The organism is Enterobacter sp. 118C5 (genome assembly GCF_034107645.1).
Lineage (GTDB): Bacteria > Pseudomonadota > Gammaproteobacteria > Enterobacterales > Enterobacteriaceae > Enterobacter > Enterobacter nematophilus.
In genome coordinates, this window is sequence record NZ_JAWNEU010000002.1 from 248,173 (window position 1) to 271,076 (window position 22,904).

General features: G+C 55.6%; 22 protein-coding genes and 1 tRNA gene. 6 read left to right on the forward strand and 17 right to left on the reverse strand.

What is annotated here, in order from left to right; translation table 11 throughout:
- Window positions 1–5: 5 nt before the first annotated feature.
- Both UTO39_RS06395 and UTO39_RS06400 read right to left on the reverse strand, forming a co-directional pair.
- On the reverse strand, window positions 6–524 hold the full coding sequence (locus UTO39_RS06395; RefSeq protein WP_320726758.1) for a hypothetical protein: 519 nt from the start codon (window positions 522–524) through the stop codon (window positions 6–8).
- Window positions 525–590: 66 nt separating this feature from the next.
- Window positions 591–1,145: a fimbrial protein gene (locus UTO39_RS06400; protein WP_320726759.1), complete on the reverse strand. Its 555-nt coding sequence runs from the start codon at window positions 1,143–1,145 to the stop codon at window positions 591–593.
- Between the two features lie 212 nt (window positions 1,146–1,357).
- Between UTO39_RS06400 and UTO39_RS06405 the strand changes: the two genes are divergently transcribed.
- Window positions 1,358–2,200, forward strand: coding sequence for a hypothetical protein (locus tag UTO39_RS06405; protein ID WP_320726760.1), 843 nt, complete (start codon window positions 1,358–1,360; stop codon window positions 2,198–2,200).
- A gap of 167 nt (window positions 2,201–2,367) precedes the next feature.
- Here UTO39_RS06405 and UTO39_RS06410 read toward each other — a convergent pair.
- Window positions 2,368–2,441: transfer RNA gene (locus UTO39_RS06410), tRNA-Gly, on the reverse strand.
- A gap of 80 nt (window positions 2,442–2,521) precedes the next feature.
- Entirely contained in the window at window positions 2,522–3,265 is a 744-nt protein-coding gene (actS, locus tag UTO39_RS06415; protein WP_041908359.1) for an amidase activator ActS, read from the reverse strand.
- A gap of 163 nt (window positions 3,266–3,428) precedes the next feature.
- On the opposite strand from actS, the gene idi reads away from it, so the two are divergent.
- Window positions 3,429–3,971, forward strand: coding sequence for an isopentenyl-diphosphate Delta-isomerase (gene idi, locus UTO39_RS06420; RefSeq protein ID WP_320726761.1), 543 nt, complete (start codon window positions 3,429–3,431; stop codon window positions 3,969–3,971).
- 39 nt (window positions 3,972–4,010) lie between these two features.
- On the opposite strand, the gene lysS is transcribed toward idi, so the two are convergent.
- From lysS to xerD, 5 genes are all read right to left on the reverse strand, one after another.
- A complete protein-coding gene (gene lysS / locus UTO39_RS06425; RefSeq protein WP_061097156.1) occupies window positions 4,011–5,528 on the reverse strand; it encodes a lysine--tRNA ligase in 1,518 nt (505 codons plus the stop codon).
- Window positions 5,529–5,537: 9 nt separating this feature from the next.
- A protein-coding gene (prfB, locus tag UTO39_RS06430; RefSeq protein ID WP_096059326.1) for a peptide chain release factor 2 occupies window positions 5,538–6,636 on the reverse strand; the annotation gives its coding sequence in 2 pieces (ribosomal slippage) (window positions 5,538–6,560 and window positions 6,562–6,636; 1,098 coding nt in all).
- Between the two features lie 90 nt (window positions 6,637–6,726).
- A complete protein-coding gene (recJ, locus tag UTO39_RS06435) occupies window positions 6,727–8,460 on the reverse strand; it encodes a single-stranded-DNA-specific exonuclease RecJ (RefSeq protein WP_320726762.1) in 1,734 nt (577 codons plus the stop codon).
- Between the two features lie 5 nt (window positions 8,461–8,465).
- The gene (gene dsbC / locus UTO39_RS06440; RefSeq protein ID WP_320726763.1) at window positions 8,466–9,179 is read right to left on the reverse strand and encodes a bifunctional protein-disulfide isomerase/oxidoreductase DsbC; all 714 of its coding nucleotides are present in this window, start codon (window positions 9,177–9,179) and stop codon (window positions 8,466–8,468) included.
- Window positions 9,180–9,207: 28 nt separating this feature from the next.
- Complete coding sequence (gene xerD / locus UTO39_RS06445) at window positions 9,208–10,104, reverse strand: site-specific tyrosine recombinase XerD (RefSeq protein ID WP_061097153.1); 897 nt, start codon at window positions 10,102–10,104, stop codon at window positions 9,208–9,210.
- A 101-nt stretch (window positions 10,105–10,205) separates the two neighbouring features.
- Here xerD and fldB point away from each other — a divergent pair, with 101 nt between their 5' ends.
- The gene (gene fldB, locus UTO39_RS06450) at window positions 10,206–10,727 is read left to right on the forward strand and encodes a flavodoxin FldB (protein ID WP_061097152.1); all 522 of its coding nucleotides are present in this window, start codon (window positions 10,206–10,208) and stop codon (window positions 10,725–10,727) included.
- A 6-nt stretch (window positions 10,728–10,733) separates the two neighbouring features.
- On the opposite strand, the gene UTO39_RS06455 is transcribed toward fldB, so the two are convergent.
- Complete coding sequence (locus tag UTO39_RS06455; protein ID WP_028014322.1) at window positions 10,734–11,144, reverse strand: protein YgfX; 411 nt, start codon at window positions 11,142–11,144, stop codon at window positions 10,734–10,736.
- Entirely contained in the window at window positions 11,125–11,391 is a 267-nt protein-coding gene (sdhE, locus tag UTO39_RS06460) for an FAD assembly factor SdhE (protein ID WP_014071654.1), read from the reverse strand. The genes UTO39_RS06455 and sdhE overlap by 20 nt, the downstream gene beginning before the upstream one ends.
- A gap of 294 nt (window positions 11,392–11,685) precedes the next feature.
- Here sdhE and ygfZ point away from each other — a divergent pair, with 294 nt between their 5' ends.
- Window positions 11,686–12,666: a tRNA-modifying protein YgfZ gene (gene ygfZ / locus UTO39_RS06465; protein WP_320726764.1), complete on the forward strand. Its 981-nt coding sequence runs from the start codon at window positions 11,686–11,688 to the stop codon at window positions 12,664–12,666.
- 110 nt (window positions 12,667–12,776) lie between these two features.
- Here the strand turns inward: ygfZ and UTO39_RS06470 are convergent, their stop codons facing one another.
- Entirely contained in the window at window positions 12,777–13,436 is a 660-nt protein-coding gene (locus UTO39_RS06470) for a hemolysin III family protein (protein ID WP_023331242.1), read from the reverse strand.
- 265 nt (window positions 13,437–13,701) lie between these two features.
- Between UTO39_RS06470 and UTO39_RS06475 the strand changes: the two genes are divergently transcribed.
- Together UTO39_RS06475 and bglA are read left to right on the forward strand one after the other, a co-directional pair.
- Window positions 13,702–14,433, forward strand: a complete 732-nt coding sequence (locus UTO39_RS06475) for a MurR/RpiR family transcriptional regulator (RefSeq protein WP_320726872.1) — start codon at window positions 13,702–13,704, stop codon at window positions 14,431–14,433.
- A gap of 116 nt (window positions 14,434–14,549) precedes the next feature.
- The gene (bglA, locus tag UTO39_RS06480) at window positions 14,550–15,983 is read left to right on the forward strand and encodes a 6-phospho-beta-glucosidase BglA (RefSeq protein ID WP_320726765.1); all 1,434 of its coding nucleotides are present in this window, start codon (window positions 14,550–14,552) and stop codon (window positions 15,981–15,983) included.
- 47 nt (window positions 15,984–16,030) lie between these two features.
- Here the strand turns inward: bglA and UTO39_RS06485 are convergent, their stop codons facing one another.
- The 5 genes from UTO39_RS06485 to ubiI all read right to left on the reverse strand — a co-directional run bounded on the left by UTO39_RS06485 (window position 16,031) and on the right by ubiI (window position 22,896).
- The gene (locus tag UTO39_RS06485) at window positions 16,031–16,774 is read right to left on the reverse strand and encodes an SDR family oxidoreductase (protein ID WP_320726766.1); all 744 of its coding nucleotides are present in this window, start codon (window positions 16,772–16,774) and stop codon (window positions 16,031–16,033) included.
- 70 nt (window positions 16,775–16,844) lie between these two features.
- Window positions 16,845–19,718: an aminomethyl-transferring glycine dehydrogenase gene (gene gcvP / locus UTO39_RS06490; RefSeq protein ID WP_320726767.1), complete on the reverse strand. Its 2,874-nt coding sequence runs from the start codon at window positions 19,716–19,718 to the stop codon at window positions 16,845–16,847.
- A gap of 70 nt (window positions 19,719–19,788) precedes the next feature.
- Window positions 19,789–20,178 (reverse strand): glycine cleavage system protein GcvH, encoded by a 390-nt coding sequence (gcvH, locus tag UTO39_RS06495; protein ID WP_014885143.1) that lies wholly within the window; start codon window positions 20,176–20,178, stop codon window positions 19,789–19,791.
- A 23-nt stretch (window positions 20,179–20,201) separates the two neighbouring features.
- Window positions 20,202–21,296 (reverse strand): glycine cleavage system aminomethyltransferase GcvT, encoded by a 1,095-nt coding sequence (gene gcvT, locus UTO39_RS06500; RefSeq protein ID WP_320726768.1) that lies wholly within the window; start codon window positions 21,294–21,296, stop codon window positions 20,202–20,204.
- A gap of 397 nt (window positions 21,297–21,693) precedes the next feature.
- Window positions 21,694–22,896 (reverse strand): FAD-dependent 2-octaprenylphenol hydroxylase, encoded by a 1,203-nt coding sequence (ubiI, locus tag UTO39_RS06505; protein WP_320726769.1) that lies wholly within the window; start codon window positions 22,894–22,896, stop codon window positions 21,694–21,696.
- Between the last annotated feature and the right edge of the window lie 8 nt (window positions 22,897–22,904).

The following is a 22,904-nucleotide window of genomic DNA, read 5'->3' on the forward strand; positions in this document are numbered from 1 at the left end:
ATACCTCAGTTATAATCCACTCTGAACCTGACCGCCGGGCGGTAAAAACCATCCCTCAAAAGACTGCTGTCTCCCCTAAAATGGAAAGTATATTTTAATGCTCTGGTGTCAAATGAATGCCTAACAGGTTGATAACCATTCCCGCTCACTGTTTCATTACCTGCTGCGTCACGAATACTAACGTCCGGAAAGTTCAGGCTCGTCTCCTTTGCAGTCATAACTTCAGCAGGTAAAATTTCAAAACCGATGTCCGCATGATGGTGCGACAGCGTCGGGGTGTTACACCCTTTCAAATCAATTACCAGCGATAATGAACGCCTTATATTGTTAACGTCTTCTGAGGCAATATAGTTACCATCCCACGTTTTAGCATTATCCGAAAAATTGATCAGGCAGGGGGAGCTTAAGATTTCTCCCTGCAGGCTGACATGGCCATGCTTTAAAAAATCCGCCTGAGCAGTACGTTGTATAAATAATGATAAAACAACTAATAAAAATGCTGCGCTGGGTTTGTGGTTATTCATTATGTTTTGCGCAATAGATTTTTCAGTTTAACAGTCCCCTTCTGCTCAACAGAAGGAGACGCATCATTAGTTGTAGCTCAGTGCAAATGTCACCGGCACGGTGAATGCGCCCGGCACAATGGGAATCAACTCTGGATCTGCCCCCGTGGTGCTGCCGTCACCTTTTAGCTTTGCTGCAAATTCCAGCGTCATATCACCTCTACCAAAGCGCTGAGCAACGGACTCTTCGCCCAGTCCGATTTTAGTGCCGTCTTTTTCAGTCAATACCAGATGCGCACCAGACGCCGAACCGTTCAAAGCAAAGCTTTTCGGGTCAGCGGAAGCGGCATCACCCATAAACTTAGCGCTAACGGTATTTGCACCAGTGCCCGGAGCACAACCTTCCAGCTTAATGGTGAAAGGTTTAGGCGCGGTTTCACCCGTGTTGCCATTGGCTTCAAGGATAGCGTTACCAATCTGGCCCATATTAATATTGCTGGCATCGCCACCTTCGCCAGGGGCAATAGAGCAAGAAGCCGTAACGATTGAACCGGAGAAGTTTACGGTACCGGTAGAGGCCTGTGCAGCCGAGAGACTTGATGCAGCAATTGCCGCAGCCAGTGCTAAACGTGTTAATGTCATTTTTTATCCCTAAGGTATTGATGTAGATATCTGGCTCGGACGTTATTGAGGCTAACATCCGTGAGATAAATTTAAACTTGCATCATTCTTTCCACTACAAGAGCACTCTCAAATCGGGTTTAATTCAGCCATATTTGTTTTGAGAGCGCTCTTATTTATTTACTTTCTTTAACTCACATAATTAACAACCATACGAACTTAATGGTGAAACGATGAAAAATAGTGCCTTAAAGAAAAAAAATCTTGCCATAACACTCTTTCTTTCACTGAGCCTTGATGTGCAGGCTGCGACAATAAATAGTCTTGAAACATTAAGCCCCGGTATCGCCATGGATAACAACATAGCTTTTAGTTATGGCAATCCAGGGCAGATTTCTGTTCCGGTTAGGACTAACATGTCTCATAAGTTTTATCCATATGATATGCCAGCAGGTGCAACCTGGGTTATTCATAAATTCGTTGAAGAGGAAACAGGAGAAGAAAAAATCCTGGCAACATGTACCAAAGTTGCATGGAATTTAATGAACTGTACAGGGCAGATTAAGTATTTTCCTGGATGGTCTAATGAAGCATTGATCGCCGGTCCTATTCTTCTACCACTCAATAATACGGGCAGCAGAAGGACAAAATGGTGCCACTATTTCCGAAATAAGAATGGCAGCTGGTATTCAGGTTGTTTAGCCGAAATTCAGCGAGAACCTTGCTCTTTTACTTCAGTAACCCCTAACGTATCACTCACCACATACGTCGCTGGTAGCAGAGAAGATCAAGCTCAAGCCGCAGTAAACTGGTCATGCCCGCAGAATGAGAGACCTAAAATAGAAATACTTGACCAAAATTATTCTGACGATTGCAAGACATCTAATGAGTATCAGGATGTGAAAGGCGGGAAAGGAGACAATATTGCAAAATATCGCGTCAAGCTGGAGGGAGTTTGTAATAACCATACGCCTGCTTATGCCAGCAACGGCACTATTACTACCAGAATATTTGGCAAAGGCGTAAGTGCCGGCACAGGCACAACCTCCTTTGTCATGCGTATATCGTTGCCGTAAGGTTTCTTGTTATCCAAACTGTATTACACAAAGTGATGCTAAGAGTGCTATCAAAAATTTTCTGTTAATTTCAGAAAAAACACAACGGTAGAACACACAGGCGACTAAGAGAGATAAATATTTTTCTGATAGAGCAGGCTGTTAAGGCTTCTCTACATGGGAGAGAGTGGAGCGGGCGAAGGGAATCGAACCCTCGTATAGAGCTTGGGAAGCTCTCGTTCTACCATTGAACTACGCCCGCTTTGAGGTGCGTAAGGCATTATAGACCTTACGCCTCTTCATACAAGCCTATTCACCACTAAGTGGCGATTAAATAACCACTTAGCACTTCGGTTTGCTGCCGGGCGCAGGAAGATAACGCTGCGGATCGATGGCCGTCGCCTTATAGCGAATCTGGAAGTGCAGCTTCACCGAATCGGTACCGGTGCTGCCCATGGTGGCAATCTTCTGCCCCGCCTTCACGTTCTGGCCGTTGTTGACCAGCATCGTGTCGTTATGCGCGTAGGCGGTGATGTAATCTTCCCCATGCTTAATCATGATCAGGTTACCGTAGCCGCGCAACTGGTTACCGACGTAAACCACCTTCCCAGCCCCGGAGGCATAAACCGGCGTACCGCGCGCAGCGGCGATATCAATACCCTTGTTACCACCTTCAGAGAGTGAGTAAGGGGCAACAACTTTACCGCTGGCAGGCCAAATCCAGCAGCGCTGTCCAACCGGCGGCCATGACGACTGCGGTACCTGATAGGACGGCGTCACTTTGGCGGTTTTGCCTTTCGATGAGGATTTTTTGCCCGAGGACGAACTGCCGTTCACCTTCAGCTTTTGTCCCACTTCGATGGTGTACGGCGGAGAGATGTTATTCAGGCGCGCCAGATCCTTCACGCTGGTCCCCGTTGCGCGCGAAATCCGGTACAGCGTATCACCGCGCTTAACGGTATAGACCGAGCCGGAATAGCTACCCATATCCGACGATTTGCTTCCTGAGCAGCCTGCCAGGAATAGCGTCAGCGTCAGGCAAAAGATGGCGATGATGGGGTTTCTCGTCAGGCTTCCTGCAAACAAAACAGATCCTCGGTCAGCGTGAATGGCGCACTATGATAGCAGCCCGGAGAGTTATGGGTCAGCCCTTTTCCGCTCCTGGAGACAAACCGTTCGTATAAGAATGCAGTATAATGCTCTCTGCTGATGGTGCAGAACCATCCGCATCGTTGGCACTGGAGCATGAATGAGTATTCAAGAACACGTTATTTTGGTAAATGACCAGGGAATGGTGATTGGCACTCAGGAAAAATACGCCGCGCACACCACCCAAACCCCGCTGCATCTGGCTTTCTCATCCTGGCTCTTTAACGCCGAAGGCGAGTGTCTGGTAACACGACGCGCGTTAAGCAAAAAAGCCTGGCCGGGCGTCTGGACGAACTCCGTCTGCGGGCACCCTCAATCCGGTGAAAAGACGGAAGAGGCGATTATCCGCCGCTGCCGCTTTGAGGTTGGCGCTGAAATCACCGCGATTACGCCTGTCGCCTCCGAGTTTCGCTACCGTGAAACCGATCCTTCCGGCATCGTGGAAAATGAAATTTGCCCGGTCTTCGCGGCACGCGTTACCAGCGAACTGCGTATTAATCACGATGAAGTGATGGAATTTGAGTGGGTCAGGCTGGAGTCGTTATTCCGCGCGCTTGACGCCGCGCCCTGGAGCTTTAGCCCGTGGATGGTGCTGGAAGCAACGGCCGCACGAGAGGCGTTGAGAGCGTTCGCAGCGCAATAAAAAAGCCCCTTTCGGGGCTTTTTTTAGCAACGTAGCGCCTTATTTCACCGGGCGCATCGCCGGGAACAGGATCACGTCACGGATGGTGTGGCTGTTGGTGAACAGCATCACCATACGGTCGATACCAATACCCAGACCTGCAGTTGGTGGCAGGCCGTGCTCCAGCGCGGTCACGTAGTCTTCGTCGAAGAACATCGCTTCGTCGTCGCCTGCCGCTTTCGCGTCAACCTGATCCTGGAAGCGCTGCGCCTGGTCTTCCGCATCATTCAGCTCGCTAAAGCCGTTGCCGATTTCACGGCCGCCGATGAAGAACTCGAAACGGTCAGTGATTTCAGGGTTCTCGTCATTACGACGCGCCAGCGGAGAGACTTCAGCCGGGTATTCGGTGATGAAGGTCGGCTGAATCAGGTGCGCTTCCGCGACTTCTTCGAAGATCTCGGTCACGATACGGCCCAGACCCCAGCTCTTCTCAACCTTGATGCCGATGCTTTCAGCGATCGCTTTCGCAGAGTCGAAGTTATCCAGATCCGCCATATTGGTTTCCGGGCGGTATTTCTTGATCGCTTCGCGCATGGTCAGTTTTTCGAACGGCTTGCCGAAGTCGAACACTTCTTCACCGTAAGGGACCTGCGTGGTGCCCAGAATGTCCTGCGCCAGGGTACGGAACAGGGATTCGGTCAGCTCGATCAGGTCTTTGTAGTCCGCGTACGCCATATAGAGTTCCATCATGGTGAACTCTGGGTTATGACGAACGGAGATACCTTCGTTACGGAAGTTACGGTTGATTTCGAACACGCGGTCGAAACCACCGACCACCAGACGCTTCAGGTACAGTTCCGGCGCGATACGCAGGTACATGTCCAGGTCCAGTGCGTTGTGATGGGTGATGAACGGACGCGCAGACGCGCCGCCAGGGATCACCTGCATCATCGGGGTTTCCACTTCCATAAAGTCGCGGTTCACCATGAACTGGCGGATACCGGCCATGATCTGGGAGCGAATTTTGAAGGTCTTACGGGATTCATCGTTAGAGATGAGATCCAGGTAGCGCTGACGGTAGCGCGCTTCCTGATCCTGCAGGCCGTGGAACTTGTCCGGCAGCGGGCGCAGGGCTTTGGTCAGCAGACGCAGCTCGGTGCAGTGGATAGACAGTTCACCGGTTTTAGTTTTGAACAGCTTACCTTTCGCGCCCAGGATATCGCCCAGGTCCCACTTCTTGAACTGCTCGTTGTAGATGCCTTCCGGCAGGTCGTCACGGGAAACGTACAGCTGAATACGGCCGCCAACATCCTGCAAGGTCACGAAGGAGGCTTTACCCATGATGCGACGGGTCATCATACGGCCTGCAACGGCCACTTCAACGTTCAGCGCTTCCAGCTCTTCGTTCTCTTTACCGTCGAAGTCAGCGTGCAGTTGGTCTGAGGTATGGTCACGACGAAAATCGTTCGGGAACGGCACGCCCTGCTCGCGCAGCGCTGCCAGCTTCTCGCGGCGGGTTTTCAGTTCGTTGTTAAGATCGACTACCGCGTCAGCGCCCTGTGCTTGTTGTTCAGACATGTTGGTTCCTCATAACCCTGCTTTCAAACTTGCTTCGATAAATTGGTCCAGGCTGCCGTCCAGCACCGCCTGCGTGTTGCGGGTTTCAACCCCGGTACGCAGGTCTTTGATGCGGGAGTCGTCAAGGACGTAAGAACGGATCTGGCTGCCCCAACCGATGTCGGACTTGTTGTCTTCCATCGCCTGTTTCTCAGCATTTTTCTTCTGCATCTCCAGCTCATAAAGCTTCGCTTTCATCTGCTTCATAGCCTGGTCTTTGTTCTTATGCTGGGAACGGTCGTTCTGGCACTGTGTTACCAGCCCGGTTGGAATGTGGGTAATACGCACCGCAGATTCCGTACGGTTAACGTGCTGACCACCCGCGCCGGATGCGCGGTATACGTCAATGCGCAGGTCCGCCGGGTTAATTTCGATATCGATATCTTCGTCTACTTCCGGGTACACAAACGCGGAGCTGAAGGAGGTATGACGGCGACCGCCGGAGTCAAACGGGCTCTTACGCACCAGGCGGTGAACGCCGGTTTCGGTACGCAGCCAGCCGTAGGCGTAGTCGCCAATGATCTTGATAGTGACGGATTTAATGCCGGCCACTTCACCTTCAGACTCTTCGATGATTTCGGTTTTGAAGCCGCGCGCTTCCGCCCAGCGCAGGTACATACGCGTCAGCATGCTGGCCCAGTCCTGCGCTTCGGTACCGCCAGAACCTGCCTGAATATCGAGATAGCAGTCAGCGCTGTCGTATTCGCCGGAGAACATGCGACGGAATTCCAGCTGCGCCAGCTTCTCTTCCAGCACGTCGAGTTCTGCCACGGCTTCGTTAAAGGTTTCTTCGTCGTCGGCTTCGACGGCCAGCTCCAGCAAACCGGAAACGTCTTCCAGCCCCTGAGCCATTTGATCCAGCGTATCTACGATAGCTTCGAGAGAGGAACGCTCTTTACCCAGCGCCTGTGCGCGTTCAGGTTCGTTCCAGACGTCCGGCTGTTCCAGCTCGGCGTTTACTTCTTCAAGACGCTCTTTCTTGGCATCGTAGTCAAAGATACCCCCTAAGAACGTCAGAGCGCTCCGTGAGGTCCTGAATACGGTTTTTTACCGGATTAATTTCAAACATGGTCTGTTTTCTTTTATGGACTTGTCAAAATGCGGTGATAAGAGCGGGATTGTACCGAATCCACGCCCTTTTTTATAGAGATTACTGCCGCTAAATTGGCCAGATATTGTCGATGATGATCTGAAGGGTGCGGTTACCGCGAAACTCGTTGATATCCAGTTTGTACGCCAGCTCAACCTCGCGCACGCCGTTGTCCGGCCAGATGGAGGTGTCAACGTTGAAGGCAATGCCGTCCAGCAGCGGTCCGCCGCCCACGGGCTCAACCATCACTTTCAGGTGACGTTCGCCGACGATACGCTGCTGCAGCAGGCGGAATCGCCCGTCGAACAGCGGTTCCGGGAACATCTGCCCCCACGGCCCCGCATCGCGCAGCATCTGCGCGACGTCCATCGTCATTTCAGAGACAGACAGCTCACCGTCAGAGACCACTTCGCCCTGCAGCAGCGCCGGGTCAATCCACTCGGTGACCAGCTCGCCAAACAGGCGCTGGAATTCGTCGAACTTCGCCTCTTCCAGCGACAGGCCAGCCGCCATCGCGTGGCCGCCGAACTTGATCATCAGACCCGGATATAGCGTATCCAGACGCTCCAGCGCATCGCGCATGTGCAGCCCCTGAATCGAACGGCCAGAGCCTTTCAGCGTGCCGTCGCCCGCGGGCGCAAACGCGATCACCGGGCGGTGGAAGCGCTCTTTAATGCGCGACGCCAGAATGCCGACCACGCCCTGATGCCACTCAGGATGGTACATCGCCAGCCCGCCCGGCAGCGTATCGCCGCTGCGCTCAAGTTTTTCGCACAGGGTCAGCGCTTCGGCCTGCATCCCCTGCTCAATCTCTTTACGGGTCTGGTTCAGGGCGTCCAGCTCGTTGGCCAGCACGCGCGCTTCGCCGATGTTGTCGCACAGCAGCAGCGCCACGCCGACGGACATATCGTCCAGCCTTCCGGCAGCGTTCAGGCGTGGCCCGAGGGCAAAGCCCAGGTCGCTTGCCGCCAGCTTGAGCGGATCGCGGTTGGCAATCTCCAGCAGCGCCTTAATTCCGGGACGGCACTTGCCCGCGCGAATGCGGCTTAAGCCCTGCCAGGTCAAAATGCGGTTATTGGCATCAAGAGGCACCACGTCCGCCACGGTGCCCAGCGCCACCAGGTCGAGATATTCGGCCAGGTTTGGTACGGCAATGCCGCGGGATTCGAACCAGCCCTTATCACGCAGCAGGGTCCGTAGCGCCAGCATCAGATAAAACGCCACGCCCACGCCGGCGAGGGATTTCGACGGGAAATCGCAGTCGCGCAGGTTGGGGTTAATAATCGCTTCCGCTGCGGGGAGCGTATCGCCGGGCAGGTGGTGATCGGTGACCAGCACCGGGATCCCCAAAGCGTGAGCATGATCGACGCCCGCATGGGAAGAGATCCCGTTGTCTACGGTCATGATCATCTGCGCACCGCGGGCATGGGCCTGATCGACCACCTCCGGGCTGAGGCCATAGCCGTCTTCAAAGCGGTTCGGCACCAGGTAGGTGACGTTATCGCAGCCCAGCGCGCGCAGGCTGAGCACGCTCAGGGCGGTGCTGGTTGCGCCGTCGGCGTCGAAATCCCCAACCACCACAATGCGCGTTCCCTCACGAAGCGCGTTGTAGAGCATTTCGGTAGCTTTCTCGATACCGTTCAGCTGCTGCCAGGGCAGCATCCCTTTCACGCTGCGCTCAAGATCCTCCGCGCGACGCACGCCGCGGCTGGCGTAGAGGCGCTTTAGCAGCGCCGGGAGATCGTCCGGCAAATCAACGTGTTCAACCGCCTCGCGGCGGCGCAATTTGATGGGGGCTTTCACGCGAATTATTTACCACCAAACTGTTTCTGGTGCGCGTCGAGGAACTCTTTCATCTCTTTCGGTCCCTGGTAGCCCGGAACAACGTAACCGTTACTCAGGACAATCGCTGGCGTACCGCTCACGCCAAACTGCACGCCCAGCGCGTAGTGGTTAGCAATGTCGATGTCGCAGGAGGCAGGCTTAACGTCTTTACCGTTCATCGCGTCATCAAACGCTTTGTTGCGGTCTTTGGCACACCAGATCGCTTTCATGTCCTGCTCTGGCTTGCTCTGTACGCCTGCGCGCGGGAAGGCCAGGTAACGCACGGTAATGCCCAGCGCGTTATAGTCTTTCATCTGTTCATGCAGCTTGTGGCAGTAGCCGCAGGTGATGTCGGTGAAGACGGTAATCACATGTTTTTCCTGCGCCGCTTTATAGACGATCATCTCTTTTTCGAGCGCGTTCAGGTTTTTCATCAACAGCTGGTTGGTGACGTTCACCGGCTGCGCGCCGCTCACGTCGTACAGCGGTCCCTGAATGAAGTGTTTGCCGTCTTCGGTGACGTACAGCACGCCGCTGTTCGTCAGTACCGTTTTCATACCGGCAACCGGCGCAGGCTGGATGTCGCTGCTGGTGACGCCAAGCTTGGCCAGAGACTGTTTGATGGCGGCGTCATCCGCATGGGCTAAGCCGGTAAATGAGGCTGCCAGCAGGGTGAACAGCGCGAAAGACTTTTTCATAATTGATCCTGTTACAATTTGTCGGCACTCACGCACGAGGGTGGTGCTGTTGGTGTAGCTGCCGCAGGCGTTCCGTCGCGACATGGGTATAAATTTGCGTCGTTGAAAGATCGCTGTGTCCCAGCAGCATCTGCACCACACGTAAATCTGCGCCGTGGTTTAACAGATGCGTCGCGAAGGCGTGACGCAATACGTGCGGCGAAAGCTTTTCACTGTCGATACCCGCCAGTGTGGCGTAATGCTTGATGCGATGCCAGAACGTTTGCCGCGTCATCTGCTGCGCGCGCTGGCTCGGAAACAGGACGTCGATAGACGCGCCATTGAGCAGCCAGGGGCGGCCATGCTCAAGGTACGTCTCCAGCCAGTAAACCGCCTCTTCTCCCAGCGGAACCAGCCTTTCCTTGTTTCCTTTACCGATGACGCGCACCACGCCCTGACGCAGGCTGATGTCGCTCATCGTCAGGCCCACCAGTTCCGAAACGCGCAAGCCGGTAGCATACAATAGCTCAAGCATGGCTTTATCGCGTAACTCCAGCGGCAGGTCAACAGCCGGTGACTGTAATAATCTCTCAACTTGTGCTTCGCTGAGATCTTTCGGCAGCCGCTGCGGGAGTTTCGGGGACGCCAGCAGCGCGCTGGGATCGTCTTCGCGAATCTTCTCCCGGTAAAGATGCTGGAAAAGCCGACGCATTGCGCTGAGCAAGCGTGCAGAGCTGGTGGCTTTGTACCCCCCTTCTACGCGTTCAGCGAGCAGCGCCTGCAGGTCGTCGCTTTGCGCGCTGGCAAGCGATAGCGCCCGACGCGCCAGCCACTCCACCAGCATGGTGAGATCGCGCCGGTACGCACTGAGGGTATTCTCGGCCAGATTTTTCTCCAGCCACAGCGCGTCGAGAAACTGTTCAACGAGTGCGAGATCCTTTTCCACATCAGCCCCTTTGATTTTGCAGTCAGGCCATTATGCCTGATTGCGACCGGTTTCTGGTACACTACGCGCAAAGTCAAAGCATGAATTGAGATAGTTACGCGATGAATATTGGTCTGTTCTATGGTTCCAGCACCTGCTACACCGAGATGGCGGCAGAGAAAATTCGCGACATCATTGGCCCGGAACTGGTGACGTTGCATAACCTGAAAGATGACGCGGTCGCGCTGATGGAGCAGTACGACGTGCTGATCCTCGGCATCCCAACCTGGGATTTTGGTGAGATACAGGAAGACTGGGAAGCCATCTGGGATCGGCTCGATTCAGTCAATTTCGACGGTAAAATTATCGCGATGTACGGCATGGGTGACCAGTTAGGCTACGGCGAATGGTTCCTGGACGCACTCGGCATGCTGCACGACAAGCTGGCACCAAAAGGGGCGGCGTTTATCGGTTACTGGCCAACCGAAGGGTATGAATTCACCAGTAAAAAACCGATTATTGCCGACGGCGAGCTGTTTGTGGGGCTCGCGCTGGATGAAACCAATCAGTACGATCTCAGCGACGAGCGCCTGCAGGCCTGGTGCGAGCAGATCCTCGGCGAAATGGCAGAAAAATTCAGCTAACGCGCGTTACTCCTGCGTCGGCTGTTGCAGCAACATCCGGCGCAGATCCCGCCATTCTGATGCGTCCATACTGTCCGCCGCCAGCCACAGGTGCTGGCAACGTCCGCCCCCCACTTTGCGTAACCGTAACATCATCCCGGCGTTAAGCATCCAGGGCACACCGAGAATATCCCACTCTTTTCCCTGCCAGCGCAGGCGGGAATCCATCAGCAGCTTAATCTCGCCCTGACGCGCGTTAATGCGGCGCTGGCTACGTACGCTGTCAAAAACAACAAACGAAAGTAATAGCAGCCACAGCGGCGTATAGCTGAGCGGCCACGGCATGAGTAACACGATGGCCGCAACCAGGCCGTGGAGCAACAAAGACATCCACTGCGAGCGCCACGAGACGCGAAGATCAGATTGCCACAGGACCACGTTCCCGATTCCGTGTTTGAATTAATTGCACCATCCGTTGCAACTCGGTGTCGGCGGGTTTGCCGTGGTTCATCAGCCAGTTGAATAAATCCGGATCGTCAGACTCAAGCAGGCGAACAAACAGACGCTTATCATCCTCGCTTAAGCTGTCGTACTCATATTCGAAGAAAGGCATGATGGAAATATCAAGTTCACGCATGCCGCGACGGCATGCCCAGTGAATACGGGCCTTGTTGTTAATATCCATGTTCAGGTTCCTGCATTACGTTTGGCACAGTCGGTACCCCGTTCTCTGTTCTTAATTTCTCTACGGGGACACCAGCTAGTGTAACGTGTTTTTGACCGTTTCATTACTGGAATATTGCGATCGACGAGCTGGCTTCCAGAATAATCCCTACAAAGACAGCGGATTACACTATTTTGCGTAGCGCTACGCATAAGCGGTTTATGGCACAAATGGTCTGCTGAAAGCGCTTGCAATGCCTGCAGGCTCTTTTACCATTAGGCATTATCAAAGCGTTAAGCAATTCAGGATACCGTTATGGCATTTACACCATTTTCTCCTCGCCAGCCCGCCGCCTCTGCGCGTCTGCCGCTGACGCTTATTTCTCTTGATGACTGGGCGCTGGCAACCCTCTCCGGCGCCGACGCCGAAAAATACCTGCAGGGTCAGGTCACCGCGGATGTCGCCCAGTTGACTGAACACCAGCATCTGCTGGCCGCGCACTGCGATCCTAAAGGCAAAATGTGGAGCAACCTGCGTCTCTTCCGCCGTCAGGACGGTTTTGCCTTTATTGAGCGCCGCAGCCTGCGCGATGCGCAGCTCAAAGAGCTGAAAAAATACGCGGTCTTTTCCAAAGTCACCATCGCCCCGGACGACGAACATGTTCTGCTGGGCGTGGCGGGCTTCCAGGCGCGTGCGGCGCTGAAAAACCTGTTTGCTGAACTGCCGGATGCAGAAAAACTGGTGGTCAGCGAGGGCGCGACCTCCATCCTGTGGTTTGAACACCCGGCAGAGCGCTTCCTGTTAGTCACGGATGCCGCAACAGCCGAACGCGTGACCGAGGCGCTGCGCGGCGAAGCGCAGCTCAACAACAGCCAGCAGTGGCTGGCGCTTAACATCGAAGCGGGTCTGCCGGTAATTGACGCAGCCAACAGCGCGCAGTTTATTCCTCAGGCAACTAACCTGCAGGCGCTGGGGGGCATCAGCTTTAAAAAAGGCTGCTACACCGGTCAGGAGATGGTCGCGCGGGCAAAATTCCGTGGGGCAAACAAACGCGCGCTATGGACACTGGCAGGCCATGCCAGCCGCGTACCAGAAGCAGGTGAAGATTTAGAGCTGAAGATGGGTGAGAACTGGCGCCGCACCGGTACCGTGTTAGCCGCCGTCCAGCTGGACGATGGCCGTCTTTTGGTACAGGCTGTAATGAACAACGACATGGAAGCGGACAGCGTATTCCGCGTGCGCGACGACTCTAATACGTTGAGTATTGAGCCGCTGCCGTATTCACTGGAAGAGTGATGCTGTATCGCCCGGTGGCGCTGCGCTTACCGGACCTACGGTTTTGGTGTCCTCCCTCTCCCTGTGGGAGAGGGCCGGGGTGAGGGCCACCGCCCGCACGGTGGAAAAAACTACACCTGCCCTACGTACAAATAAATCGCCAAAAAGTGGCATACGCTGCCGCCCAGCACAAAGCCGTGCCAGATGGCATGGTTGTATGGGATGCGCTTGCAGACGTAGAAAATGACGCCCAGCGAGTAGACCACACCGCCCACCGCCAGCAGCGTTACCCCGCCGACCGCCAGCTTAATCGCCAGCTGATACACCACAATCAGCGACAGCCAGCCCATCGTCAGATAGGTGACCAGCGACAACACTTTAAACCGGTGCGCAATGGTCAGCTTAAACAGGATCCCCAGCAGCGCCAGGCTCCAGATAACAATCATCAGGCCGCGCGACAGCGGTGAATTGAGCCCCACCAGCAGGAAAGGCGTATAGGTACCCGCAATCAGCAGATAGATAGCGCAGTGGTCAAATTTCTTAAGCCATATTTTGGCTCGCTGATGCGGAATCGCGTGATAGAGCGTCGACGCCAGGAACAGCAGGATCATACTCCCGCCATACAGGCTATAGCTGGTAATGGCCATCGCGCTGGCATTGGTATCCACCGCCTGTACCAGCAATAACACTAAACCGACAATCCCAAACACCAGGCCAATGCCGTGGCTGATGCTGTTGGCTACTTCCTCAGCCAGCGAATATCCCTGTGCGATTAATGGTCTGCTCGCCATACAAAACTCCGGGAAAACTAAAGATGATTATTCATCGCATGACTATGCTAACTGAGAATGATTCCAGTGAACACCTGTTAGCTAAAATAATTTTAACGTAAATTTTTATAATAAAAATCAAAAACATATACAAATAATTCACCTGACATTTGTTCACATAAAAATTTAAGCGTTACTAATCAATAGCATAAAATTGGCTCCTGCCGTCTGGCTGCGTGATATGATGGATAAATGAGGTCTGAATGAGAGTTTTGCCACTGTGAGTATGTTCACCCACTCCGCCATTGCCAGTCTCAATAACCTGGAAATGATGGTCTACAACTATGCCATCAAAAACCGAGACAAAGTGATGTACATGACCATCCGCGAGCTGGCGGATGCGGCCGGCGTCTCAACCACCACCATCCTGCGCTTTTGCCGCAAGCTCAACTGCGAAGGGTATTCTGAATTTCGCGTGCGCTTTAAGCTCTATCTTGAGCAGAACGAGCCTCAGCAGGCGAATTTCGGCGCCAGCGAAATTATCAGCTTCTTTAAAAGCGTGAATAATGAGGAGTTCGATGCGCTATTAAATGACGCGGTAAATATCATTCTCTCTTCCGAGCGCATTATATTTGTCGGGGCGGGAACCTCAGGCTCACTGGCGAAATATGGCGCACGTTTCTTTTCGAATATTGGTAAATTCAGTAATCATATTGATGACCCTTATTTCCCGGTCACCAATGATATGGCGAAAAATGCGCTGGCCATTGTGCTCTCCGTCTCGGGTGAAACCGAGGAGATCCTGCGCTTCGCCAGCCAGTTCAGCCTGCATCGCTGCAAGGTGCTCTCCATCACCAGCCATGAGCACTCGCGTCTGGCAAAACTGGCGGACTTTAATCTCTCCTGGCACGTTCCCCAGACGCGAATTGGCGGCGTCTACGATATCACCACGCAAATTCCCGTTATCTATATTCTGGAATCTCTCGGACGCAAGCTGGCGAAGAAACTGACGGAATAAAACACCCTGTTTTTTTGATGTGACAAATCACAATTTCCGCAAATTGTTATATCGTGACATTCAATTTCGCTTTGCTAGACTCAATGCCAATAAGCCATTTATTGAGAATAGCAGCGATGAAAAAATTAACCTTACCAAAAGATTTTTTATGGGGCGGTGCGGTTGCCGCTCACCAGGTTGAAGGCGGCTGGAACAAAGGCGGCAAAGGGCCAAGCATTTGCGACGTCTTGACCGGCGGCGCACACGGCGTGCCGCGCGAAATCACGCAGGAGGTGGTGCCGGGTAAATACTACCCAAACCACGAGGCCATCGACTTCCACGGCCACTACAAAGAAGACATCAAGCTGTTTGCCGAGATGGGCTTCAAGTGCTTCCGTACCTCTATCGCCTGGACGCGCATCTTCCCGAAAGGTGACGAAACGCAGCCAAACGAAGAAGGGCTGAAGTTTTACGACGACATGTTCGATGAGCTGCTGAAGTACAACATCGAACCGGTGATCACCCTCTCCCACTTCGAAATGCCGCTGCACCTGGTGCAGGAGTACGGTAGCTGGACCAACCGCAAAGTGGTTGATTTCTTTGTGCGCTTCGCGGAAGTGGTGTTTGAGCGCTACAAGCACAAGGTCAAATACTGGATGACCTTCAACGAAATCAACAACCAGCGAAACTGGCGCGCCCCGCTGTTCGGCTACTGTTGCTCGGGCGTGGTCTATACCGAACATGAAAACCCGGAAGAGACCATGTACCAGGTGCTGCACCACCAGTTTGTGGCCAGCGCCCTGGCGGTAAAAGCCGCGCGCCGCATCAACCCGGAGATGAAAGTCGGCTGCATGCTGGCGATGGTGGCGCTCTATCCGTTCTCCTGCAAGCCGGAAGACGTGATGTTCGCCCAGGAATCCATGCGCGAGCGCTATGTCTTTACCGATGTCCAGCTGCGCGGTTACTACCCGTCCTACGTACTGAACGAGTGGGAGCGCCGCGGCTTCTCCATCAGAATGGAGGCGGGCGACGAGGAGATCCTGCGTGAAGGTACCTGCGACTACTTAGGCTTCAGCTACTACATGACCAACGCGGTGAAGGCGGAAGGCGGAACAGGTGACGCCATCTCCGGCTTTGAAGGCAGCGTGCCGAACCCGCACGTGAAGGCGTCCGACTGGGGCTGGCAGATTGACCCGGTGGGCCTGCGTTATTCCCTGTGCGAGCTTTACGAGCGTTATCAGAAGCCGCTGTTTATCGTGGAAAACGGCTTTGGCGCCTACGATAAGGTGGAAGAAGACGGCAGCATCAACGACGACTATCGCATCGACTACCTGCGTGCCCACGTGGAAGAGATGATCAAAGCCGTCACGCACGATGGCGTGGATCTGATGGGCTATACGCCGTGGGGCTGCATTGACTGCGTGTCGTTCACCACCGGCCAGTACAGCAAGCGCTACGGCTTTATCTACGTCAACAAGCACGACGATGGCACGGGCGACATGTCGCGCTCCCGTAAGAAAAGCTTCGAATGGTATAAAGGCGTGATTGCCAGCAACGGCGAGAAACTTTAACGCCGTGATCCCCTCTCCCCTTTGGGGAGAGGGTTAGGGTGAGGGGTTCATTTCCCGCCAGCCAGCTCGATAAAACTGCCCGTTACGTACGACGCCTTCTCGCTCAGCAGCCAGACAATCGCCTGAGCCACCTCTTCCGGCTGGCCGCCGCGCTGCATCGGCAGCAGCGATTTCACCCGATCCACCCGCCCCGGCTCTCCGCCGGACGCGTGAATATCGGTATAAATCAGCCCAGGCCGCACGCAGTTCACGCGAATGCCCTGCGCCGCCACCTCCAGCGATAGCCCGGTTGTAAGGGAATCTACCGCGCCTTTAGAAGCGGCATAGTCTACGTACTCACCCGGCGCGCCCAGACGAGATGCGGCGGATGATACATTTACAATCGCCCCGCCCTTGCCGCCATGCTTGATGGACATGCGTTTCACCGCTTCACGACAGCAGAGAAAGTAGCCCGTGACGTTGGTCGCCAGCACGCGGTTAATGCGCTCTGCGGACAGATTCTCAATGGTGGATTGCTCAAACAGAATGCCCGCATTATTGACCAGCGCACTAAGCGGCTCGCCTTCACGATCGATGCTGTCAAACATCGCCAGCACCTGAGCTTCATCGCTGATGTCCGCACGCACGGCAAAGGCTTTGCCGCCGGCCTCAACGATCTGGTTGATCACGTCCGTCGCGGCTTTAATGTTGTGGTGATAGTTCACCGCCACGGTGTAGCCTTCGCGTGCCAGCTGCAGCGCGGTGGCTTTCCCAATGCCCCGGCTCGCGCCGGTGACCAGTGCAATTGCCATTCTCTTCTCCCAATAAAAAAGCCGGGTGGCGGCTTCGCCTTACCCGGCCTGTGTTACTACACCAACAATGTTACTGGTATTCGCTCATCGGCACGCAGGAGCAGAACAGATTACGGTCGCCGTAAACGTCATCAAGACGCTTCACGGTCGGCCAGTATTTGTTTGCCACGCCTGCCGGGAAGACGGCCAGTTCGCGGGAGTAACCGTGGTTCCACTCTGCCACTATCTCGTGCTGGGTGTGCGGGGCGTTAACCAGCGGGTTATCTTCCAGCGGCCATTCGCCGTCCTGCACGCGATCGATTTCCATGCGGATGGCCAGCATCGCGTCGATAAAGCGGTCCAGCTCGGCTTTGCTTTCAGACTCGGTCGGCTCCACCATCAGCGTCCCCGCAACCGGGAACGACATGGTTGGCGCGTGGAAGCCGTAGTCGATCAGACGCTTGGCGATATCCAGCTCGCTGATGCCGGTCTGCTCTTTCAGCGGACGAATATCCAGAATGCACTCGTGCGCCACGCGACCGTCGCGACCGGTGTAGAGCACAGGGAAGGCAGACTTCAGGCGAGTCGCAATGTAGTTGGCGTTGAGGATCGCCACCTGGCTCGCCTGCTTCAGCCCTTCCGCGCCCATCATGCGGATGTACATCCAGCTGATTGGCAGGATTGATGCGCTACCGAACGGGGCCGCAGAGACCGCGCCCTGACGGGTCAGCATGCCTTCAATCTGCACCACGCTGTGGCCCGGCACAAACGGCGCCAGGTGCGCTTTCACGCCGATTGGTCCCATGCCCGGGCCGCCGCCGCCGTGTGGAATGCAGAAGGTTTTGTGCAGGTTCAGGTGCGACACGTCCGCGCCGATAAAGCCCGGAGAGGTAATACCCACCTGAGCGTTCATGTTCGCGCCGTCGAGGTAAACCTGACCGCCAAACTGATGCACCACTTCACACACTTCACGGATGGTCTCTTCGTACACGCCGTGGGTGGACGGGTAGGTCACCATGATGCAGGAGAGCTTGTCGCCCGCCTGCTCGGCTTTCGCACGCAGATCGGCCAGATCGATGTTGCCGTTCTTATCACACGCCACCACTACCACTTCCATGCCCGCCATCTGGGCTGAGGCCGGGTTGGTGCCGTGGGCGGAGCTTGGGATCAGGCAGATATCGCGGTGACCTTCGTTGCGGCTTTCGTGATAGTGACGGATCGCCAGCAGGCCCGCGTACTCGCCCTGCGCGCCGGAGTTCGGCTGCATGCAAAGCGCGTCGTAACCGGTCAGCTTCACCAGCCAGTCTGAAAGCTGGTTAATCATCATGTGATAGCCTTCCGCCTGTTCTGGCGGGCAGAACGGGTGCAGCTCGGAGAATTCAGGCCAGGTAATCGGGATCATCTCTGCCGCGGCGTTCAGCTTCATGGTGCAGGATCCCAGCGGGATCATCGCCTGGTTCAGCGCCAGATCCTTGCGCTCCAGAGAGTGCATATAGCGCATCATCTCGGTTTCGCTGTGATAGCGGTTGAACACCGGGTGAGTCAGGATCGCGTCATTGCGCAGCATGCTTTCCTGAATGGAGCGGCTGTCGAGCGCGACCTCTTTGTCGAGCGTATCAACGTCCAGACCGTGTGCGTCGCCCAGCAGCACGTTGAACAGGTTCAGGATATCGTCGCGGGCGGTGCTTTCATCCAGCGTAATGCCGACTGCATTGTGGATGTCGCTGCGCAGGTTGATTTCTGCTGCATCCGCACGCGCCAGCACGGCCGCTTTGTCTGCCACTTCCACGCACAGGGTATCGAAGTAGTGAGCATGGCGCAGCTTGAGGCCCTTCTGCTGGAGGCCGCAGGCCAGAATATCGGCCAGGCGGTGAATGCGGCTGGCAATGCGCTTCAGTCCAGCCGGACCGTGGAATACTGCATACAGGCTGGCGATGTTTGCCAGCAGGACCTGGGAGGTACAGATGTTGGAGTTCGCTTTCTCGCGGCGGATATGCTGCTCGCGGGTCTGCATCGCCATGCGCAGCGCGGTGTTACCGGCAGCATCTTTTGAGACGCCGATAATGCGGCCTGGCATGGAGCGTTTGAATTCATCTTTCGCGCCGAAGAACGCCGCGTGCGGGCCGCCGTAGCCCATCGGCACGCCGAAGCGCTGCGCGGAGCCGAATACAATATCCGCGCCCTGTTTGCCCGGCGCTGTCAGCAGCACCAGCGCCATAAAATCGGCGGCAACGCTGACAACCACTTTGCGGGATTTCAGCTCGGCAATCAGCGCGCCGTAGTCGTGAACTTCACCGGTGGTACCCACCTGCTGAAGCAGCACGCCGAAGACGTCCTGGTGATCCAGCACTTTGTCGGCGTCGTCGACGATCACGTCGAAGCCGAAGGTTTCCGCGCGGGTGCGCACCACGTCCAGCGTCTGCGGATGCACGTCAGCCGCCACGAAGAAGCGGTTGGCATTTTTCAGCTTGCTGACGCGCTTTGCCATCGCCATCGCTTCGGCAGCCGCGGTCGCTTCATCCAGCAGAGAGGCGGAGGCGATATCCATCCCGGTCAGATCCAGCGTCACCTGCTGGAAGTTCAGCAGCGCTTCCAGACGACCCTGGGAGACTTCTGGCTGATAAGGGGTGTAAGCGGTGTACCAGCCCGGGTTTTCCAGCATGTTGCGCAGGATAACCGGCGGCAGCTGCACGTTGGTGTAGCCCATGCCAATGTAAGACTTATAGCGCTTGTTCAGGCCTGCGATAGCCTTCAGCTCCGCCAGCGCGGCAAACTCCGTGGTGGCTTCCCCCACCTGAGGCGGCGTGGCAAGCTGGATGTCTTTTGGCACAATCTGGCCGATCAGTGCGTCTAATGAATCCGCGCCAACCGTCTTCAGCATCTCCTGCTGTTGCTGAGCATCCGGCCCAATGTGACGTTCAATGAAGGCGCCACGGTTTTCAAGCTGGCTTAAAGTCTGTGTCATGAGCGATGGTTCCTGAAACGTGCAGTGAATGTGTTTTCTCCCTCTCCCCAAAGGGGAGAGGGATAATAGCTTACTCGTCTTCTAACAGTGCTTCGTACGCGGTCGCATCCAGCAGCGCGGCAACCTGAGATTCGTCGCTGGCTTTGATCTTGAAGATCCAGCCGCCTTCATACGGCTCGCTGTTGACCAGTTCCGGGGAGTCGCTCAGCGCGTCGTTCACGGCAACAATCTCGCCGCTTACCGGTGCGTAGATATCGGATGCCGCTTTGACGGACTCCGCCACGGCGCAGTCATCGCCTGCGCTGACGGTTGCGCCCACTTCAGGCAGGTCAACAAACACCATGTCGCCCAGCAGCTCCTGCGCGTGCTCGGTGATCCCTACGGTGTAAGTGCCGTCCGCCTCTTTGCGCAGCCACTCGTGTTCTTTGCTGTATTTCAGTTCTGCTGGCACATTGCTCATTGAAGTTCTCCTGATAAAAATGATTAGGCGACCGGCTTACCGGCGCGAACAAAAATCGGTTTGGTCACGTGGACCGGCATTTCGCGGTTGCGGATTTGTACCACCGCCGTGTCGCCAATGCCCGCCGGCACGCGTGCCAGTGCAATACTGTAGCCCAGCGTCGGGGAGAAGGTACCGCTGGTGATCACGCCTTCGCGAGGATTGCCGTCGGCATCGGTAAAACGCACCGGCAGTTCGCCGCGCAGCACGCCTTTTTCCTTCATCACCAGGCCAACCAGCTGTTCGGTATCCTTCTCGCGCTGCATCTCCAGCGCTTCACGGCCAATGAAATCACGGTCAGCCGGTTCCCACGCGATGGTCCAGCCCATGTTGGCCGCCAGCGGAGAAACCCCTTCATCCATCTCCTGACCGTAGAGATTCATCCCCGCTTCAAGACGCAGCGTATCGCGCGCGCCCAGACCCGCAGGCTTCACGCCCGCTTCCACCAGCGCGCGCCAGAAATCGGCTGCTTTCTCGTTCGGCATCGCAATTTCGTAGCCCGCTTCACCGGTATAGCCGGTGGTGGCGATAAACAGATCCCCCGCCTGCACGCCGAAGAACGGCTTCATGCCTTCGGTGACGTTGCGCTGATTGTCGTCAAACAGAGACGCGGCTTTTGCCTGCGCGTTCGGCCCCTGCACGGCGATCAGCGACAGATCGTCACGGACGGTGATGTCGATGGCATAAGGTTCGGCGTGTTGGGTGATCCAGGAGAGGTCTTTTTCGCGGGTGGCGGAGTTTACAACGAGGCGGAAGAAATCTTCGGTGAAGTAGTAGACGATAAGATCATCAATCACGCCGCCCGAGGCATTCAGCATGCCGGTATAGAGCGCTTTGCCCGGCGTCTTGAGCTTGGCGACGTCGTTTGCCAGCAGATAACGCAAAAACTCCCGGGTGCGGCTTCCGCGCAGGTCGACAATCGTCATGTGGGACACGTCGAACATACCGGCATCGGTGCGCACCGCGTGGTGCTCATCAATCTGCGAGCCGTAGTGCAGCGGCATCATCCAGCCATGGAAGTCCACCATGCGGGCGCCGCATAACACGTGCTGTTCGTACAAAGGAGTCTGTTGAGCCATCTTGTCCTCGTTGAAAAATTCACCGTGAAACCCGGTATCGGCCTCGTTCCCGAATGCCGACGCAAACGTTCTCTTTTACCTGAACTTACCACCGAAACCGGCGGTTAACCATAAGGTAAAATGGGTCATCACATTAGCTTATGACCAAAAAACGCTGAAAAGCCTACAGAGTTATTCACTGGAAAAATGCGATTAACCCCGCACAAAATTAACAATGATCTAACAGGATTTAGCACATGGTGATATTTCGTGCGGAAAAACGGGCCGAATTTCCGTCACATAAAAATCATGACATGAGAATATCTAATGCGAAAAATGGCGTGGAATTAGAATATTTCAAACGAGGGAATTTTCCCGGCGCAGAGGCCGGGAAAATAAAGTGTGACGGGGATCGAGATTAGCGTAACCAGTCGGGAAGGTCGTTTAGACCCATTGCCTGACGCAGAAGTTGAGGTTTGACGCCGGGAAGGGTGTCGGCCAGCTTGAGGCCGATATCGCGCAGCAGTTTTTTCGCCGGATTTGCCCCGGCAAACAGCTCGCGAAAGCCCTGCATGCCTGCCAGCATCATCGCCGCACTGTGCTTGCGGCTGCGCTCGTAGCGACGCAGATACAGATGCTGGCCGATATCTTTACCTTCACGATGCAGGCGACGCAGTTCTTCCACCAGCTCAGCCGCGTCCATAAAGCCGAGGTTAACGCCCTGCCCGGCCAGCGGATGAATGGTATGGGCCGCATCGCCCACCAGCGCCAGACGGTGCGCCGCAAACTGGCGCGCGTAGCGGCCGGTTAACGGAAACACCTGACGCTCGCTTTCAAGCGCGCACAGGCCAAGGCGGTTATCAAACGCCACGCACAGCGCCTGGTTAAATTCTTCCGGCGTTGCCTCCTGCATCTGCTGGGCTTTCTCCGGCACCAGGGACCAGACAATCGAGCACAGGTGCGGATCGGCAAGCGGCAGGAACGCCAGAATACCGTCGTTGTGGAAAATCTGCCGGGCCACGCCGCCGTGCGGCTCTTCGGTGCGGATCGTCGCCACCATCGCATGATGGCGGTAATCCCAGTACGTCAGTGGAATATCGGCCTTGTTGCGCAGCCAGGAGTTGGCGCCATCGGCACCCACCACCAGACGCGCGGTGAGCATGTCGCCGCTTTGCAGGGTGATAAACGCCTCGTTTTCGCCCCATGCCACCTGCTGGATCTGCGCAGGCGCTACCAGCGTCACGTCGCTGCACTGCTCTGCTTTCTGCCACAGCGCGTGGTGGATCACCGCATTCTCAATGATATGGCCCAGATGGCTATAGCCCATGCTTTCATCATCAAAGGCAATATGGCCAAAGCTGTCTTTGTCCCACACTTCCATGCCGTGATAGCAGCTTGCGCGCTGGGCGACGATATCTGACCAGACGCCGAGACGCGTCAGCAGCTTTTCGCTGGCCGCGTTAATCGCCGACACGCGGAGTTCCGGCGGGACATCAGGCGCGACGGGCTGGGGCTGCTTTTGCTCCAGTACGGCCACGCGCAGGCCGCTGCCCTGTAATCCACAGGCCAGCGCCAGCCCAACCATTCCGCCGCCAACGATGGCAACATCAACATTATGCACGGTGATAA